Genomic DNA, 17,888 nt, shown 5'->3' with positions numbered 1-17,888 from the left:
CACTTCTGCCAAACACGCCACAGCTGAAACCTCGGCTGCCTCTGGTATCGACAAGGAGGTGCAGATGCCCGCCCACCCAGGCACACGTTTCACGCGCGAGAATAATTTCGACTTCCTAAGGTTCTTCGCCGCCACGCTGGTCCTGCTCGTTCACAGCTATCCGCTGACCGGTCGCCGTCCTGACGAGCCCATTGAACTGCTGACAGGCTATGAGAACGGCGGTGAGTTCGCCGTCGCGATCTTCTTCGTCATCAGCGGCTATCTGATCACCTCGTCATGGATCAACAGCAGCAGTGCGAAAAGCTTTCTGATCAAGCGCGCGCTACGTGTCTTTCCTGCGCTGATATTGGCGGTTCTGCTGTCAGCGTTCATCATCGGTCCGCTGGTAACCGACCGCCCCTTGAGCAACTATTTCTCGTCCCCCGTTACTTGGACGTACCTGCAGAATGCCTTGCTCATCACGCGCTTCGAGCTGCCAGGCGTGTTTAGCCAGAATATCTATCCGAACGTGGTAAACGGCTCGCTGTGGACGCTGCCGCTCGAGGTCCTGATGTACATCGGCGTGCTGATAATGGGTCTGGTCGGGCTGTTGAATCGTCGGCTGATATTCCTGCCCATTGCCGGTCTCGCAGTAGGTCACTTCTGGATTTTGGGGATGCTCGGCATCGAGTCATTCTTTATCAAGAACATCGTCAAGCTGGGCCTGCTGTATTACACCGGGGCCGCCATTTTCCTCTACCGCGACGCCTTGCCGTGGCGTGGGTGGATCGCCGCGGCATTGGTCGTTGCGCTGGCGCTGACGTTTCATACCGCCGCCGGGCCTTACGTTTATGTGCTCGCATTGCCCTACCTGGTGATCTATTTGGCCTACGCGCCAATTCCTCTGATCGCCCGGTTCGGCAAATACGGCGATTTCTCCTATGGCATGTACATCTATGCCTTCCCGTTCCAGCAACTCACGGTGTACTTATTGGGCCACGAGATCGGCGTGTTCTGGCTGACGGCCATCAGCCTGGCGCCGACCTTGCTACTGGCTATTCTGTCCTGGCATCTGATCGAGGCGCCGGCGATGAAGCTCAAAAAACGTTTCTCGGGCGCACCGCAAGCTGCCGTGGTGGCCCCCAAGACGTTGGTCTGAATCGAAAACGCGACATCGAAGCGCCGTAACTGAGCGACAGCGAAAAGTCCTCTTCGCTTGCTTCACGGGCATCAACCTCAGCGCTGGCGTTCCGCAATTGGGGTTATGGTGTGAAGCCAAGAGGACGAATGCTTCGCCTGGCTTGGTAGCCATCGGACGCCTCTCGCTACGCGAGTCGAGCAACCTGCTCCAGCACGCTTACTCAGGTTGAGATAAGACGCACCTGCACCTTGCTGTACTCGGCTTCTGCACCGTCGCTGAGCTCGATGACGCCATGTTTCGCCAGCTCGCGGGCGCGCCAGTAGAGGAAGAGGTCTGTGGAGAAGAAACCGTCGCAATGGCCCATGACCTCCGCCATGGCACGCGCCAAAGGCATCCAGTCGTCACCGCAGGCCGCCTGGAGCTCGCTATCTATCCGCGAATGGTCTTCACCGACGAAACGCCCATCGATCCAGCGGCGTATCGCTGCGTTCTCATCAACGGCGGCCCGCCATTGGCTGGCGAGCTCGCCGATGCGAGCGGGCTCGAGCAGGCGCGGCTGATAAAGCGCAGCCAGCGCGTCCGGCGCATGCATGGACACTGCCATGCGCGTGCCGACTCGACCGTCACCGGTGCCACAGGCGACCTCGTGCAGCGGAATCGATGAGCCTTCAAGGGCCGCCGCCACCCGCGTCAGCATCAACTGCTCGGAGGCGCTATCGCCATGCCAGACCGTTATCTGCCGCGGCTGATCAGCCAGCCGCGCCAGCCACTCGGCATCGCTGGCGATCCCGGAGAAATCCGGCCGAGGCTCCAGCCCGACAGGCCAGACTCCTTCCCAGAAGGCAGAGCGCATCCGGCAGGGCGGGGTTTCGATGTCGACGAGCGGCCCGACCGCCAAATCGTCGCGCAGGATGCGGACCTCGTTTCCTTCGGCCAGCAACTGGCGGACGCTGTCGGCGGCGAGATCGCCACAGGTGATATGCCACATGGCGATTCTCCACTCTCTCAGTCGGGTTTTTTCTTCAGCTTCGGGTTCGGGAAGAACTGCACCGCCTGTACCTGCGGATCAGGCGATTTCGGCTTGGCCTGATTGACCCGGGTACCCAGCTCGGACGGCACCGACTGGCCTTGAGCGTTGAGGGTGTCGGCGTAGCCGCATTCGACGCATTCGCGGTGAGGCACGCCGTCGACGTCCCACATCTTGATGCTGTCGCTGGCGCTGCACGCCGGGCACACGGCACCGGCGATGAAGCGCTTGGTGGTTACCTTCGGCTCGTCGCTCATGCCACCTCCTCGCTCAGGCCAAGATGGCGCAGCAGTGCGTTGGTTGACGGCTCGCGCCCGCGGAAGTCGACGAACAGCACCATCGGTTCCTGCGAACCACCACGCGCCAGAATCGCATCGCGGAAGGCGCGGCCGGTATCGGCGTTGAATACGCCCTCTTCCTCGAAGCGCGAGAAGGCATCGGAGGACAGCACCTCGGCCCACTTGTAGCTGTAATAACCGGCCGCGTAACCGCCGGAGAAGATATGCGCGAAGCTGTTGGGGAAGCGGTTGCTGGCCGGCGGACGCATCACCGACACTTCATCGCGGATGCTTTCCAGCACCTCGAGCACGCTGCGGCCGTCGCCGTGAGTGGCGTGCAATTCAAAATCGAACAGCGAGAATTCCAGCTGACGCACCATCACCAGGCCGGACTGGAAGTTCTTCGCCGCCAACATCTGGTCCAGCTTGTCCTGCGGCAGACGTTCGCCGGTCTGATAGTGGCCGGAGATCAGCGCCAGGCCTTCGGGCTCCCAGCACCAGTTCTCCATGAACTGGCTGGGCAGCTCCACCGCATCCCAGGCCACGCCGTTGATGCCCGACGCGCCAGCATGTTCGACCTGGGTCAGCAGGTGATGCAGGCCATGGCCGAACTCGTGGAACAAGGTGGTGACTTCATCATGGGTCAACAGCGCCGGGCGCTCACCCACCGGCGGGGTGAAGTTGCAGACCAAATTGGCCACCGGCGTCTGCAGCGTGCCAAGGCAGGTACGGCGCTTGTCGCGCGCGCCATCCATCCAGGCACCACCGCGCTTGTTTGGCCGTGCATAGAGGTCGAAGAAGAAGCGCCCGACGTGCTCGCCCTTCTCACGGATTTCGAACAGGCGAACGTCCGGATGCCAGCTGTCGAAGTCTTCCAGCTCGTGGATTTCGATGCCGTACAGGCGCTTGACGATCGCGAACAGGCCGGACAGCACCTTGTCCACCGGGAAGTACGCGCGCAGTTCTTCCTGGCTCAGGCTGTAACGCGCCTGGCGCAGCTTTTCGCCGAAATAGTTGACGTCCCAGCTCTGCAGATCGCTAACACCCTGCTCGGCGGCAAAGGCGCGCAGCTCCTTGAGGTCGCGCTGGGCGAACGGCTTGCTGCGCTGGGCCAGATCACGCAAGAAGCCCAGCACCTGATCGGTGCTATCCGCCATCTTGGTGGCCAGGGAAAGCTCGGCGTAATTGCCGAAGCCCAGCAGTTGGGCCAGTTCCTGACGCAGGTCGAGGATCTGCTCCATCACCGGGCCGTTGTCGAACTGGCCGGCATTCGGCCCCTGATCGGAGGCACGGGTGGAATAGGCGACATAGACCTCTTCGCGCAGCGCACGGTTGTCGGCGTACGTCATCACCGCGTAGTAACTGGGGAATTCCAGGCTGATCAGCCAGCCATCCAGCTCCTTGGCCTTGGCGGCCTCGGCCATCTGCGCCTTGGATGAATCGGTGATGCCGGCCAGCAGGCTTTCATCGGTGACGTGCTTGGTCCAGGCCTGGGTGGCGTCGAGCAACTGGTTGGAAAAGGTGCTGCCCAGCTCGGCGAGCTTCATGCGGATCGCGCCGAAACGCTGCTGTTCGGCGGGTGGCAAGTCGATGCCAGACAAGCGGAAATCGCGCAGCGCGTGCTCGAGAATGGTCGTCTGCGCAACATCGAAGCCGTCTGCCTCAGGGCTGAGCGACAGGGCTTGATAGGCGGCGAACAGGTCAGCGTTCTGGCCCAGTTCGGTGGCGTAGGCGGACAGCTTGGGCAGACAGGCCTCATAGGCGCTGCGCAGCTCCGGGTTGTTGCGCACTGCATTGAGATGGCTGACCGGACCCCAGGCGCGGCTGAGGCGCTCGTTCATCTCGTCCAGGCCGACGACCAGGGTGCTCCAGTCGAGGCTCTCGGCCGGACGGCTGAGCAATTCCTGCAAGGCGATGCGGTTGTCACCGAGGACAGTGTCCACCGCCGGCTCGACATGCTCGGGGCGGATCTCGGAGTAAGGCGGCAGGTCGAATTCCCGAAGCAGCGGATTGGTATCGGTCACGGCATTTGCCCCTTATGAATAAATGATCAGCCAGGCATGTTAAAGACAATTGCCCAACCGCGCAGCCAGCAAACGGCTCGATAGAGTGGCGCTATGTATAACGAAATCGCGGGGTTCATCCAATCGACAATGCGCTGCGCCACGCTGCAACGTCGACCCGCCTCGCTCGGCCGAGTAGCTCTTTAATTGCGACGATTTCCTGCAGCGCGGGTTCCCGCGCATAGCCTTGTAGGAGCGAGCTTGCTCGCGATCACAGGTGTGAAGCTTCCGGCAGCGTAGTGTTCCGCTACCTTGGATCGCGAGCAAGGACTGGGCGTCCCCCTGGCTCCAACAGGGTGCTACGAGTGCTTTCCGGATAGCGGAGGCAAACGGCTCTACTGAGCCGCAGGCGCTTCCACGGGCAGTTCGGGGCGGCGCGCATAGCGCTGCGCCAGCACCGCACAGACCATCAACTGTATCTGGTGAAAGATCATCAGCGGCAGAATGATCATCCCCACCGAGCTGGTAGCGAACAGCACCTGCGCCATGGGGACACCGGTGGCGAGGCTCTTCTTCGAGCCGGCGAAGACGATGGTGATGCGGTCTTCGAGATTGAAGCCCAGCCGCTTGGCGAGAAATTGCGTCAGCCACAGCACGATCGCCAACAACAGGCAGCAGGCCAGCACCAGGCCCAGCAGATGGGTGAGCGGCACCAGCTGCCAGAGCCCTTCGACCACCGCGCCGCTGAAGGCGACATAGATCACCAGCAGGATCGAGCCTTGGTCAACGCTCTTCAGCCAGCCCTTGTTGCGTGTCACCCAGGCGCCAATCCAGCGCCGCGCAATCTGCCCCGCGATGAAAGGCACCAGCAGCTGCATGACGATCTTGCCGATGGAGTCCAGCGTCGAGCCGGCCTCACCCTCGACGCCCATCAACAGCACCACTAGCAGCGGCGTAAGGAAGATGCCGATCAGGCTCGATGCCGCCGCGCTGCAAATCGCCGCCGGAATGTTGCCGCGCGCCAGCGAGGTAAACGCGATGGCCGACTGCACCGTGGCCGGCAGCGCGCAGAGATAAAGCATGCCCAGGTACAGCTCGGTACCGACCAGCGGCGTCAGCGCCGGCTTGAGCGCCAGCCCCAGCAGCGGAAACATGACGAAGGTGCAGGCGAACACCAGCAGATGCAGCCGCCAATGGCCCGCGCCGGCGAGGATCGCTTCACGCGACAACTTGGCGCCGTGCATGAAGAACAGCAGCCCGATGGCCAACGTGGTGAGCCAATCGAAAAACACCGCGCCGCGACCTTCGCACGGAAATACCGTGGCAATTGCCATCACGGCGAGCAGGGCGAGCGTGAAGTTGTCGAACAGTATCCGGAGCTTGGCCATCTATGAGTTTCCTGAGGTCTTGCGGGCGACTGGAATGGACCTTAACGTGTGCGACAGCTTCCGACTAACGCCAAGCAGGCATGAAATGTCTTCAAACGGACAAAGCACGGCGCTGATGGCACGCCTCAGCGAACTCAAAGCGCTGCCGCGCCCGGTGTACGGGCAACTCGATTCGCCGCCGAATCTCAAACTCGGCTACCGCCACAGCCACCCCTGGGTCCAGTTGTCCCATGCGGTAGAAGGCGTGCTCGAAGTGCGCACGGATATGGGCCGTTTCGTTGCTCCGCCATTGCGCGCCGTGTGGATTCCCGCCGGCATCCCGCACCAGGTGTTCTGTGCACCGGACACCTGCATCCGCAGCCTGTATATCGACCGCAGCGTGGTCGGCGATGCGCCGGAACACTGCCGAGTGCTGCAGGTGAGCCCGCTACTGCGCGAGCTGATCCGCCACTTCAGCACGCTTCCTGAGGCCTATTCCGAGGACGGCGCCGAAGGTCGACTGGTACAGGTGCTATTGGACCAGTTGGGTTGCGCCCCGGAAGTCGAACTGGTGCTACCGCTGCCGACCGAGCCGCGTCTGCATAGGCTGTGCAAGAGCCTGCAAGCGCAGCCCGAATCGCAGGAAGGGCTGGCCGACTGGAGCCGCACGCTGGGGATCTCGGAGCGAACCCTGAGCCGCTTGTTCCTGCGCGATACCGGGCTTACCTTCCGTGCCTGGCGCCAGCGCTTGCGGCTGCTCAGCGCGCTGCCGGCGCTGGAGCGCGGCGAGCGGGTCACCGACGTCGCGCTGGGTTGCGGCTATGAGTCCCTGTCCGCCTTCATCGCCGCCTTCCGCGAACAATTTGGCGCAACGCCAGGCGAGTTCTTCCGCTCCAGCAGCAGTTTCGCCGCTGGCCCTGTCCACTAGAATCGCCCGATCCCTTTTTTGAGCCTACAGGAGCAATTCATGAGCATCCGAACCTACCAGGGCCACACGCCCGCATTGGGCGAACGGGTCTTCGTCGACCCCAGTGCGGTTCTTATCGGCGACATCGAGATCGGTGACGACAGCTCTGTCTGGCCGCTCACCGTGATCCGCGGCGACATGCACCGCATCCGCATCGGCAAGCGCAGCAGCATTCAGGATGGCAGCGTCCTGCACATCACCCACGCCGGCCCCTTCAACCCGGACGGCTTTCCGCTGACCATCGGCGACGAAGTCACCGTCGGCCACAAGGTCACCCTGCACGGCTGCACCCTGGGCAGCCGCATCCTGGTGGGGATGGGTTCCATCGTGATGGACGGCGCGGTGGTCGAAGACGAAGTGATCATCGGCGCTGGCAGCCTGGTGCCGCCGGGCAAGACGCTCGAAAGCGGCTATCTCTACGTCGGCAGCCCGGTGAAACAAGCCCGGCCGCTGACGGACAAGGAGCGCAGCTTCTTCAGCTACACCGCGGGTAATTACGTGAAGCTGAAGGACATGCATATGGCCGAGGGAGCTTGAAGGCAGCGGGAACTATTGAAGCGTTAGCGATGATGCCTCATGAACTTAAAAGCACTCAATTGAGTGCATGTTTGCCCCTCGGGTCATCGAGAAGGCTTTTTTAGCACTGGCCTGGTTTCCGGATCGTCCGCCAGCGGCAGCATTGGCAATACGTGACTCATGTTTCTTTCCTATAGCCAAGTCAAGCGAATCGACTCGATCAGCAATTTCTTCATCATGCCTTGTTTGAGTCTGCGCTCGTTGTCACGATGTGTCGGTCAGAAACGTACTACAGAATGGTCGGGCGGAACCGCAGGATCCGTAGATCTTTAGCCGGAACGCCAACGCCAGACCGTACCGCCGGTTCCATGACGCTGCTGCACCCCGTGTCGCAGCGCGAAACGCAACGACGAGACCTCATGCATCACTCCACCATTCTTTTCGACCTCGACGGCACCCTCACCGACCCGCGCGAGGGCATTACCCGCTCGATCCAGCATGCGCTGGCCAAGCTCGGTATCGACGAGCCGGATCTGAGCAAGCTCGAACCCTTCATCGGGCCGCCGCTGCTGCAGGCGTTTATGGAGTTCTACGGCTTCGACGAGGCGCGCGCCTGGGAAGCGGTGGGGCATTACCGCGAGCGCTTCAAGACGGTCGGCCTGTATGAAAACCTGCTGTTCGACGGCGTGCTGGAGATGCTCGAACACTTGCGTGGTCAGGATCGAACGCTCTATGTCGCCACCTCGAAGCCCTCGGTATTCGCCCGCGAGATTGCCCGGCACTTCGCCTTCGACCACCATTTCAAGATGATCTATGGCAGTGAACTGGACGGCACACGGACGAACAAGGTCGAGCTGATTGCCCATCTGATCGCTGAAGAAAGGCTCGACCCCGAGCACACGCTGATGATCGGCGACCGCAAGCACGACCTGATCGGCGCGCGCAGCAATGGCCTGCAGGCGGCCGCGGTGGGTTATGGCTTCGGCAGCCACGCCGAGCTGATGGCCGAGTCGCCGGCGTACTACTACGCGACGCTGCCGGCGCTACGCGCGGCGTTCAGCTAGCGCGGCGTTCAGCTAGCGCGTCTTGATCTGCTCCACCCGTGCCGGGCGGCCCTCGGCATCGAGCCGAACGCGGCCGATGCCCGAGCCATTCCACAGGCGTTCGCCGGACCGGCTACGGCTCGGCAGCCACGGCTGAACCCGCACGCGGCGACGCTTGGTGAACCAGTTCAAGGGCGAGCGCGGCGAATACAGCCAGCGGTTAAGCCTGTCGAACAGATCCAGCAGGCGCCGCGGGAACTCGTTCTTCACGCCGCTGCTGGTGATCTGCCAGAGGTTAGGCCCCTCTATGCGCCCACGGATGTGAACCTGATAAGCGAACGAGTAATGCACGTCGCCCGACAGCACCACGTAGTTGCCCGGCGTGCGCGTGTGGCGAAAGATGTTGAGCATGACCTGCGCCGCACCACGATGGGCCATCCAGTTCTCCGCATCGACCAACAGTGAAAGCCCGAACCAGCTGAACACGCGTTGCACGGTTTCGATCAGCTTCACCCCAAACATTGGCGCCGGCGAAACAATGACCACCGAGCGGTGATCGAGAATGTGCTGCTGCAGATCAGTCAGCGCTTCCCAGTCCATCAAGCCAGAGGGCCGATTCAGATTGCCCTCGCTGCGCCAGCGCCGAGTACGGGTGTCGAGCACCACCAGCGCCGGTTCGCTTGGAATGACATAACCCCAGTCGCCGCGCTGCAGCAGCTCATCGACCACCTGATCGTGGAGCGCGCAGTCGAGCTGGCCATCCTCGCCGCTTGCCAGCAACGACTCGACCGTATGCAGCGACGTGGCACAGGTATCCGGCGCATTGCCCCAGGCCTGGCACAACAGATAACCCAGCAGCGCATTGCCGATGATGCGCCGCGAGAAGGGATGGCCGTAGGCGGTCTGCTCCCAGCGCGCGCTGAGGTTCCAGTCATCGGTGATGTCGTGGTCATCGAAGATCATCAGTGATGGCAGATGCGCCAGCCCTCGCGCCACCTGCGGCAGTCCCTGGCGGAACGCGTCGATGCACGCGGCTTCACGGGCGTAGCGCTGGGCCATTTCCTCGTCCAGCGGCGGCGCCTGTAGCTCGATCAGCGTCCAGGGCACTGGCGACCAGACCAGCAGGTACATGGCCAGGACCTCGCTCAGCGTCACCAGATGGTTATGCGCGCTGGAGGTGGTGAACACCGGCTTTTCCACGCCGCCGAAAAAACGTTCGCGCAGCGCCTCGTTGGACTTGAACGCCGGCAGTAACTGCTCGCGTCGGTAATAAGTGGCCGGATGGGCCATGAGCGCGTCACTGTCGCCAACAACCGCCCCCTCCAAGCATTCGCCATACAGGCCGAGGCGGTGGATCAGCGCGTGGATGGCCATGAGCATCGGCCCGGCGACGTCGTCGGCGTAGATCTGGTCGCCGGTCATCAGCAGTGCAGCGGGCCAATGCTCGGGGGCCTCACGCGCTTCGGCGACCAGCGCATCGACCGCTACCAGCCCGTCCGCGGATGGATGATGCGGCTTGCGGCAGGAACCGTGCAGCAGATCGTCGTAGCGCGAGCGGATGACGAAGGCCGGCCGCTCAGCGCCCTCATGGATCAGGTGCGGTGCCCAGTTGGCGATGCCCAGCTCAACGGCGCCGCTGGCGATCAGCACGTCGTACTCGATCAACCGATCGGCCGGCAGCGGCGTTTCCAAACGCAGGTCGATCAGCTGCAGCCAGGCCGAAGTGCCGATCCGCAGCCGCTGACACGCCGCGTCGTCAATTGCCAGCGAGCGGCAGGATTCACCTTGGGGCTGCAATTGCAGGCGCAGACTCAGCGGCTCGCGGGTTATTAGCCAGAACACCAGCCGTCCGGCTTCGAGCCGGCGCAGCAGCGGCCCGACAAGCACGAGCGGAAGAGAGTCGGTTGACGCAAGCTCGGACATGCGATGGCTCGATGCGGCAATGGACATCAGAGTGTACCGAATGCCGCTGGTTCGCCCCGCGCCTGTCTGCCTTTCATGCGCCGAAATGATGGGTTTCGCAGGCCACCGAGCGCCGCCGAGCGAGTGCGTGCCGACAGCGGCGGCCCAATGCGGCGACAGCTATCGCCTCGGCGGGTCGAGTACCGCCCGGCTGACCGGTCAAAGCCCGTCTGCCTTTAAAAAAAAGGCGCGCCCGGGGGCACGCCAAAGGATGAAGCGCACGCGGTATTCATTTCACCTGGCTGATCAGATCCCGGCGGATCAGGGTTTTGATCTTGATGACATGGTCATCCTCTTGCTCCTTCGCCTTGTGAAAACCCTTGGCGATGTTCGGATGGCCGCCCGCTTCGGCGAGTTCAATCAGCAACTCCCAGGCAGCGTTGTCCTCCAGTTCGATGGTGAGCAACGCTCCCATGCCCTGGGAGAGGTTGGTACGCGGGTCGGTAAGCACCTGCATCACACCCATCGATTTGACTCCCGCAACGTCTGCGCAAGGCGTCTGCGCCGTTGGGTCCGCCCCGAGGGTTTCGATCGCCTCGGCGACCATGTTCATGTGTTCGAACTCTTCGTCACGAATGTGCTGGAGCACCTGGACCAGGTCGGAGTCTGCAGCGTCCAGGGCCTTCGCCTTAGCGATCATTGCGTCATACAAACGCACGCCGCTGCGCTCGAACGCCAACCGCTCGCCAAGCTTGTCCACCAACAGTTCCGGACTCTTGCCCAGCGCCATGTCGAACGTGGACTTGAGCATCCCTTTGGCCGAGCCGGGGACCGGGACCGAGCCAATGCGGTCTGCTTCTTCGGCACGCGTGGAACGCTCCAGCATCATGCCTTTGGAGTCGCCCGGTACGTCCGGATGAATGTCATTGACGGCGTCGAGCAGGAGCTTGGTGTCCTTGGGAGACATCTGTACGCCAGTGAAATTGGTGCCTAGTTTTGCTGAAGTCGCCATGTCCGTTCTCCTCACGAAGCCTTACGCATGTGCATGAGTTCACCGCCCGGGGCCCACTGGTAGCCCGCCGAAACGATGTTCGAGGCGATACCTTCGGAATTGAGCTGGGCGCGGTAGTCCAAGGAGTTTTGCGGTTCTTCGCTCTTGTCGACGTACTGGGTCCCGCTGGTGCGCAGGTTGACCTCAGCAGCCAATACCTGACGGACAAACTCACGCTGGCTCTTGAACTCGATCATCTTCGGCAGCGGGCCGCCGAGGATTTCGGCCGGGTCGCGGCGCTCGATGTTCTTGAAGTGCTCGCAAGCAATATTCAGGTGACCCAGCTCGTAGTCGAGGAAGCGCTCCCACATGGCCTTGATGCGCGGATTGGTTTCCTGTTCGGCGCAGCTGGCATAGGCATAGACCTCCATCGCCTCGTGCACAAGCCACTTCTCCATGAAGGATTCCTGCGGATCAGCCAGCGAGCCGTACTGGGTCACGTGCTGCTCTTCGACCGAGGCGATTTCGGCATACAGTTGACGCGCCAGCGGGTCGGCGAACAGCGGACCGATGTTCATGTAGTAGTCGTGGGTCTGGAACTCGGCGGCAGTGATCATCGCGCAATGGATTTTGGTGATGAGATCCGCCTGCTCCTTCGCGTAGCTGTCGCGCAAGTCATTTTCTGGATGGCGATGATGCTCGGAGGTCTGCCGGCCCGGCACGATGTCGGTGTATCCCTGAAGGATGTTGTTCGCATCCTTGCCTTCGAGACGATCAAGCATGGCCGAGTAGCGATACAGATGGTCGAAGTCCTCCAGCAGACCGAAGCGGTAGGTCTGGGCTTGATAAGGGTCGGGCTCGGTCTGGGCCACGGCCGCGGTCACTTCGATCGCCACCTGCTCATAGGCCACCGTGGTTTCCAACGGCGAGTGGTCCGCCGAGATCAGCCAGTTAACCATGGTCGCCTGGTGCTGCTCGACGCGGCGGATCTCGGCCAGAGGACCGCGGAGCTGACCGGTGATACGAGCGATGCCGTGCTTGAGGCGCAGTGCGTCGGTTTCGATCCCGTTCATGAGGATGATCCGCACGCGGGTAAAGGCGTCGTCGTCGAGCTTGCTGATCGGCTTGCCCGCCATTTCCTTCCAGGTGAACTTCTGCTTTTCAAGGGGCGTGCCCTTGTTGTCGAGGATGCCGGTTAGGTTATCCATGGAGCCTCCGTTTAAACGGCTTTTTCTAGGTATGCGTACGCAAGCGCACGGCTGAATCACGGGTCAGCAAGGCTGACTGCCTAGAAAATGGACGGAGACAGGGGAAAAAGAATTCCGTGAATTTTGGGGCGAACATGCAAGGAGTCGACAAGCGGCAGCGGGTAACCCCTTCGAACAGGTTCAGCTACAGCGAAGCGGAATCGGCGGCAGAACCTTGCCGCATCGGGCCTCAAGCGAAGCGGCTAGCCGGTTCAGCGAAGCGCTTCTAAACGACGCGTCCGCTCGTCGGTGGGCAGTTGGCCCAAGGTAGCCACGTGGATATAGAAACGCTGCCAATCGCCACCGGCCTGCTCGAATAGCGCGGCAAAGGCTGGCACCCAGCGATCATAGAGGCCGAACGGCACGAGACTCGCGTTATTGAGTGGTTGGGCCATCCAACGATCGAACCGGCCGTCGCCCTTCCAGGCCCCGTCACGCAGTTGCCAATACGCCTGCCGCATCCGCATGAACTCTGCGGCTTTGGCGGCACGCATCTCCGGCTCGCTCAAACCGGACGCATACAACGCAGCCAACCGCTCGCGAGTTGCCAGCACCAGCCGGCTGAGGTCCGCGTAGGGATCACGAGCCGTCTCGCTTGGCGCTGGTAGGCCACGGCTGGCACGCCACTGGCGCAGCCCCTCGCGCTCGACGAAAGAGGCATAGGATTCGTTGAACGCCGTGTCGCCGGCAACGTAGAGCCGCTGGTGCGCCAGTTCATGAAAGATCAGCCCGGCCAGCCGCTCGTCGTCCCAGCGCAGCATCGAACTGAGCAGCGGATCGTCGAACCAGCCCAGGGTGGAATAGGCCTGCACTCCGGAGACCTGCGTGTCATAGCCCTCGGCCCGGAGCAGCGCCGCTGCCCCGCGCGCGCGTCCCTGTTGGTAGTAGCCGCGATAGGCCACGCAACCGGCGATCGGAAAACAATGGTTCAACGGCGCCACCGAAAACGCCTCGGTAGCGAACACATTCCACACCACATAAGGCCGCTGAATGTCGGCGTAGACCCGATAACTGTCGTTGTCCGGCAAACCCAGCGCACGGCTGGCGAAGCGTCTGGCTTGCAGCGCGAGGGCCAGCCGCTGGCGCAGTTTTGGGTCGGTTTGCGGGTTGTCGATGATCGCCGCGATGGGCTCGCGCTGGCGCAACAGGTCCAGCTGGCCGACCGCCAGTTGCCCGTAATAAGTGCTGCAACCATTCAGACCAACGGCCAGCAACAGCGGAACCCAGCACCCAGCGCGGTTGTCGACAAGGGCGGTTTTCAGCTTCGAACAAACGCCTGCTCGCATTCGAGGATCCACATCGTCGTCGGTGCGCTGAGCCTACAACGACATCGAAGCCCGCCCAACCATTGAAGGCACCCGTGCCCTTGCAGCCAGACCGCCTAGCCAGCGGTCGGAGACCTATTCATGCGAATTCTGTTGCTTGCGCTTGTGCTGTCCATCCAGGGCGGTTGCGCGCTATGGATGCCCCAGCCGGACCCCAACCAGGCCTGGATCGAGCTGGCCCCGCTGGAAGAAACCGAACTGAAGGCGGTCGCCGTGGATCAACGTCCGCTGGACGACCATCGTTACTTCCAGGTTCCCCCAGGCAGTCATCAGCTGGGCATGCGCTACCGCTTCGAAGTGGGCGCAGCCGATGTCGGCCGCGGCAGCGAAGCGCTTGAGCGCGACTGCCGCCTGACCCTGGAATACGACAGCTTCGATGCGGGTGCCCGCTACCGCCTCGTCGCCGGCGGCTACGGCTTCCGCCCTTGGGCGCGGCTCTACGATCAGCATGATCAGCTGCTGGCCAAGGCCACCGAGCGCGGCTGCGGCGGTGTCGCGACGCGCTGACCTTCTGCGGTGAACCGTTGCGCCGCGGTGCAGTCGTTGAAAGATAGCCGTCTCTGGCTCAGGCTCAATGCCGAGCGCGACAGCACGCGCCGATGCGGCGGCCACCCGGAGGATTCATCACCATGCGCCCGACATTCCCAATGCTCCTGGTGCTCGGCTTGACCGCCTGCGCCGGCCCTCTGCCTGCGCCAGACCCCGGCATGGCCTGGGTCGAGATGAGCGCGCAGCCCAGCGATATCTTCATGTCCGACCGCCTGGACGACAAACGCACGCCGGATGGTCGCTATTTCCAGGTCAGCCCGGGGGCGCATGAACTAGAGGCGCGCTACGAATTCGAAATCAGCAGTGGCGGACTGGGCGATTTCGGCGACACCCAGTACCTGCGCTGTACCATGGTCATCCGTTATGACGATTTTCAGGCCGGGCGGCGCTACCTGTTTGAGGCGCGCTCGCTAGGCTTCACACCGCAAGGTTGGCTGTACGACGAACAGCGCACCGTATTGGCCCGCGCCGAGGCCGAGCATTGCTACTGAGTCGCGTGGCCGACCCATCCGTCAGCACAGAGGTAGACGATGTCCCGTATCGAGCACACCCGCTTTTCCACCCTTGACCTGGCACCGATCCGTGATGACGGCGACGCCGGGCTCGCCCTGCGCAACTCGCTGGCCTTGGCGCAGCATGTCGAGAAGCTCGGCTTCGAGCGCTTCTGGGTGGCCGAGCATCACAACATGGACGGTATTGCCAGCGCGGCCACTTCGGTGCTGATCGGCTATCTGGCCGCCGGCACCTCGCGAATTCGCCTGGGGGCCGGTGGCGTCATGCTGCCCAACCACGCGCCGCTGGTGATCGCCGAACAGTTCGGCACACTCGAAGCCCTCTATCCTGGGCGCATCGAGCTGGGTCTGGGTCGCGCCCCGGGTGCCGACCAGTTCACCGCTCACGCCCTGCGCCGAGACCGCATGGGCAGCGCCGATGACTTTCCGGCGGATGTAGAAGAATTGCAGTTACTTCTAGGCCCACGCCAGCGCAACCAACGGGTGATCGCCATGCCCGGGGTTGGCAGCAACGTGCCCATCTGGTTGCTCGGCTCCAGCCTGTTCAGCGCGCAGCTGGCCGCAGCCAAGGGCCTGCCCTACGCCTTCGCCTCGCATTTCGCGCCGCGCTACGCCCACGAGGCGATTCGCCTGTACCGCGAGAACTTCCGCCCCTCGGAGGTGCTCGACAAGCCCTACGTCATGCTCGGTGTGCCCTTGATGACCGCCGACACCGACGAGCAGGCCGAGTACCTGGCGACCACCGCCTTCCAGCGCATCCTGGCGCTGATCCGCGGGCAAAGTCTGGTCCTGGTGCCGCCCGTGGAGAGCATGCAGGGCAAGTGGCTGCCGCACGAGCAGGACGCGGTGGGCAATTTCCTCGGCATGGCGCTGATCGGCGGGCCGGACAAGATCCGTGCGCGGCTGGAGATTCTGTTGGAACAGACCCAAGCGGATGAATTGATTTTCACCTGCGACTTCTACGAGACCGCGGATCGCCACCACGCGTTCGAGATTCTCGCCGGGCTGCGTTGAGGCCAGCGAAGGGACGCGCAAAAACACCGAGCCGGAGCCCTGCACTGAACCGTTTCAGTAGCAGGCGCACCGCGCGGCAAATGCAGGCCGCACTCTGCCAAGCCCCAAAGGCTTCGCTCCGCGGGGGGAGCCTTCCACGAAAGGTAGACACCCATGCTGGGGCCGCGACGAATGCCGCTGAACCCCATCGAGTCGTGCCGATCGAACCAGCAGCCCATGCGCACTTCTGCGCGTCACGCTTGTTTGCGGAACACTGAATGAATTTTCTCGAATGGATGGCCGTGCTTGGCGTCCTGCTGCTGATCCTCGCGTTGGCATCGGCCTATCTGCGCTGGTTGCCGGTTACCACCTCATTGATCTATCTGGGCTTCGGGTTGCTGATCGGGCAGCTCGGGATCGGGTTGTGGGAAATGGATTTCCTGCTAATCGCCGACTGGATGGAACACCTTACCGAAGTCGTGGTGCTGGTCTCGCTGTTCGTCAGCGGGCTGAAGCTGCGCATGCCGCTGGGTCATCCGGCGTGGCGCAGCACCTATATCTTGGCCGGTCCGGTAATGCTCGCCTGTATCGCCGGTGTCGCGCTGTTCTGCCATTACCTGTTGGGGCTCAATTGGGGGCTGGCGGTGCTGACCGGTGCGATCCTGGCCCCCACCGATCCGGTGCTGGCCAGCTTGGTGCAGGTCAGCAACTCCCGCGACAGCGATCACGTGCGTTATGGCCTGTCTGGCGAAGCCGGCTTCAACGACGGCACAGCCTTTCCCTTCGTGGTGTTCGCCCTGCTGCTGATCGAGCAGGAGACGCTGGCATTGGGCTGGGTCGGCGAATGGGCCCTGCATCGGCTGGTCTGGGCCGTTCCGGCCGGGCTACTGTTCGGCTACATGCTGGGCAAACTGATCGGCAAGCTCGCAATCTTTTTACGCAGCAGAAATGCCGATACATCGATGTCACCGAACGATTCGCTGGCGCTGGCGTTGATCGCGCTCGCCTATGTCGGCGCCGAGCTGATCGGTGCCTGGGGTTTTCTCGCGGTGTTCGCCGCCGGGCTTGGCCTGCGGCGTGCCGAAGTCTCGGTGGCCAAGCGATCCGAGACACCATCCGAAGAGCTGATCGCGCATGCGGTTCCGCATGTGGTCGAAGGCGGCATGACGCCCCGTGAGCTGCCGCTGGAGAGCCAGCGCATCGCAGAACCCAAGGTGGCGGCAGGGGTGATGATGGGCGACATCCTGACCTTTGGCGGCCAGCTGGAACGCAGCCTGGAAGTGCTGCTGGTGACCATGCTCGGCGTGCTGGTGTCGGTGCACTGGGATTGGCGCGCGGTACCCCTGGCGCTGGCGCTGTTCGTGCTGATTCGTCCATTGAGCGTATGGTTGCTGATGCCACGGCGGTATCTGGACCGCACCCAGCTGTTCACCGTCGGCTGGTTCGGCATTCGGGGCATCGGCAGCCTGTACTACCTCAGCTACGCGGTGACCCATGGTCTACTGCCGGACGAGGCTGATCAGGTCATCCGGCTGGTGATTCCGGTGGTGGCGCTGAGCATTCTGATTCATGGCCTCAGCACCCAACCGCTGTTGCGGCGCTACGAGCGCAGCCGAGGGGTTTGAGCCAGACAAACCCCAGGCATGCAGCCGACGGCGTCGCCCGCGACCAGATAACGATCAGCTGTCGGCGAGGCGGAAGCCGACTTTCATGGTGACTTGGAAATGGCCAACCTTGCCGTCTTCGACGTGGCCACGGATTTCGCCCACCTCGAACCACTCGACGTTCTGCAGCTTGCTACTGGCCTCGGCGATGCCGTTCTGAATCGCTTCGTCGACGCTGTTACGCGAGGAGCCGACGATTTCAACCTTCTTGTACGTGTGATGATCCGACATGAATAAATCCCCTTCTGGTCTGAAGAGCCTCCGCTCGGTAATGACGCGTCCTGTCCAATTGAGGCCCGCGGAGCAGCCCGGAAGTTCAGCGAGGCGGACTCAATCGAGGCGCTGAATGTGTTGCGAAATCACCCGATAGCCGGCCGGATAGGG

At 62.6% G+C, this 17,888-nt stretch carries 17 protein-coding genes; 8 read left to right on the top strand and 9 right to left on the bottom strand.

Annotated elements, in window-relative coordinates; genetic code table 11:
• The first annotated feature begins 64 nt into the window (after nucleotides 1-64).
• Nucleotides 65-1,138 (top strand): acyltransferase family protein, encoded by a 1,074-nt coding sequence (locus tag CH92_RS00475; RefSeq protein WP_025239837.1) that lies wholly within the window; start codon nucleotides 65-67, stop codon nucleotides 1,136-1,138.
• A 202-nt stretch (nucleotides 1,139-1,340) separates the two neighbouring features.
• Here the strand turns inward: CH92_RS00475 and CH92_RS00470 are convergent, their stop codons facing one another.
• From CH92_RS00470 to CH92_RS00455, 4 genes are all read right to left on the bottom strand, one after another.
• Complete coding sequence (locus tag CH92_RS00470) at nucleotides 1,341-2,108, bottom strand: DUF1835 domain-containing protein (protein ID WP_025239836.1); 768 nt, start codon at nucleotides 2,106-2,108, stop codon at nucleotides 1,341-1,343.
• Nucleotides 2,109-2,125: 17 nt separating this feature from the next.
• Nucleotides 2,126-2,404: a YheV family putative zinc ribbon protein gene (locus tag CH92_RS00465; protein ID WP_025239835.1), complete on the bottom strand. Its 279-nt coding sequence runs from the start codon at nucleotides 2,402-2,404 to the stop codon at nucleotides 2,126-2,128.
• Nucleotides 2,401-4,449, bottom strand: a complete 2,049-nt coding sequence (gene prlC, locus CH92_RS00460; protein ID WP_025239834.1) for an oligopeptidase A — start codon at nucleotides 4,447-4,449, stop codon at nucleotides 2,401-2,403. The genes CH92_RS00465 and prlC overlap by 4 nt, the downstream gene beginning before the upstream one ends.
• A gap of 374 nt (nucleotides 4,450-4,823) precedes the next feature.
• Nucleotides 4,824-5,816 carry a bile acid:sodium symporter family protein gene (locus CH92_RS00455; protein ID WP_025239833.1) on the bottom strand — a complete coding sequence of 331 codons (993 nt, stop codon included), beginning with the start codon at nucleotides 5,814-5,816 and terminating at the stop codon, nucleotides 4,824-4,826.
• A gap of 85 nt (nucleotides 5,817-5,901) precedes the next feature.
• Here CH92_RS00455 and CH92_RS00450 point away from each other — a divergent pair, with 85 nt between their 5' ends.
• The 3 genes from CH92_RS00450 (at nucleotide 5,902) to CH92_RS00440 (ending at nucleotide 8,342) form a co-directional block, all read left to right on the top strand.
• Nucleotides 5,902-6,723: an AraC family transcriptional regulator gene (locus CH92_RS00450; RefSeq protein ID WP_025239832.1), complete on the top strand. Its 822-nt coding sequence runs from the start codon at nucleotides 5,902-5,904 to the stop codon at nucleotides 6,721-6,723.
• Nucleotides 6,724-6,762: 39 nt separating this feature from the next.
• Entirely contained in the window at nucleotides 6,763-7,299 is a 537-nt protein-coding gene (locus CH92_RS00445; protein WP_025239831.1) for a gamma carbonic anhydrase family protein, read from the top strand.
• A 398-nt stretch (nucleotides 7,300-7,697) separates the two neighbouring features.
• Nucleotides 7,698-8,342 carry an HAD family hydrolase gene (locus tag CH92_RS00440; RefSeq protein WP_025239830.1) on the top strand — a complete coding sequence of 215 codons (645 nt, stop codon included), beginning with the start codon at nucleotides 7,698-7,700 and terminating at the stop codon, nucleotides 8,340-8,342.
• A 12-nt stretch (nucleotides 8,343-8,354) separates the two neighbouring features.
• Here the strand turns inward: CH92_RS00440 and CH92_RS00435 are convergent, their stop codons facing one another.
• The 4 genes from CH92_RS00435 to CH92_RS00420 form a co-directional block, all read right to left on the bottom strand.
• On the bottom strand, nucleotides 8,355-10,244 hold the full coding sequence (locus CH92_RS00435) for an isoleucyl-tRNA synthetase (RefSeq protein WP_051517536.1): 1,890 nt from the start codon (nucleotides 10,242-10,244) through the stop codon (nucleotides 8,355-8,357).
• Between the two features lie 268 nt (nucleotides 10,245-10,512).
• Nucleotides 10,513-11,235: a ferritin-like domain-containing protein gene (locus CH92_RS00430; RefSeq protein WP_025239828.1), complete on the bottom strand. Its 723-nt coding sequence runs from the start codon at nucleotides 11,233-11,235 to the stop codon at nucleotides 10,513-10,515.
• A gap of 11 nt (nucleotides 11,236-11,246) precedes the next feature.
• Nucleotides 11,247-12,422 carry a hypothetical protein gene (locus CH92_RS00425; RefSeq protein ID WP_025239827.1) on the bottom strand — a complete coding sequence of 392 codons (1,176 nt, stop codon included), beginning with the start codon at nucleotides 12,420-12,422 and terminating at the stop codon, nucleotides 11,247-11,249.
• A gap of 251 nt (nucleotides 12,423-12,673) precedes the next feature.
• Nucleotides 12,674-13,747: an aminopeptidase gene (locus tag CH92_RS00420; RefSeq protein WP_025239826.1), complete on the bottom strand. Its 1,074-nt coding sequence runs from the start codon at nucleotides 13,745-13,747 to the stop codon at nucleotides 12,674-12,676.
• 120 nt (nucleotides 13,748-13,867) lie between these two features.
• Here CH92_RS00420 and CH92_RS00415 point away from each other — a divergent pair, with 120 nt between their 5' ends.
• The 4 genes from CH92_RS00415 to CH92_RS00400 all read left to right on the top strand — a co-directional run bounded on the left by CH92_RS00415 (nucleotide 13,868) and on the right by CH92_RS00400 (nucleotide 17,465).
• Nucleotides 13,868-14,293, top strand: coding sequence for a hypothetical protein (locus CH92_RS00415; protein WP_025239825.1), 426 nt, complete (start codon nucleotides 13,868-13,870; stop codon nucleotides 14,291-14,293).
• A 122-nt stretch (nucleotides 14,294-14,415) separates the two neighbouring features.
• Nucleotides 14,416-14,826, top strand: coding sequence for a hypothetical protein (locus CH92_RS00410; RefSeq protein ID WP_025239824.1), 411 nt, complete (start codon nucleotides 14,416-14,418; stop codon nucleotides 14,824-14,826).
• 39 nt (nucleotides 14,827-14,865) lie between these two features.
• Complete coding sequence (locus tag CH92_RS00405; protein ID WP_025239823.1) at nucleotides 14,866-15,861, top strand: LLM class flavin-dependent oxidoreductase; 996 nt, start codon at nucleotides 14,866-14,868, stop codon at nucleotides 15,859-15,861.
• Between the two features lie 257 nt (nucleotides 15,862-16,118).
• Entirely contained in the window at nucleotides 16,119-17,465 is a 1,347-nt protein-coding gene (locus tag CH92_RS00400; RefSeq protein WP_038622646.1) for a cation:proton antiporter, read from the top strand.
• Between the two features lie 54 nt (nucleotides 17,466-17,519).
• On the opposite strand, the gene CH92_RS00395 is transcribed toward CH92_RS00400, so the two are convergent.
• Nucleotides 17,520-17,735: a dodecin gene (locus CH92_RS00395; protein ID WP_025239822.1), complete on the bottom strand. Its 216-nt coding sequence runs from the start codon at nucleotides 17,733-17,735 to the stop codon at nucleotides 17,520-17,522.
• Nucleotides 17,736-17,888: the final 153 nt, after the last annotated feature.

Origin of the sequence: Stutzerimonas stutzeri, from assembly GCF_000590475.1 — a bacterium.
GTDB classification, from domain to species: domain Bacteria; phylum Pseudomonadota; class Gammaproteobacteria; order Pseudomonadales; family Pseudomonadaceae; genus Stutzerimonas; species Stutzerimonas stutzeri_D.
Note: the sequence above shows the minus strand (reverse complement) of the source record. Positions and strands in the feature narration are given on the sequence as shown.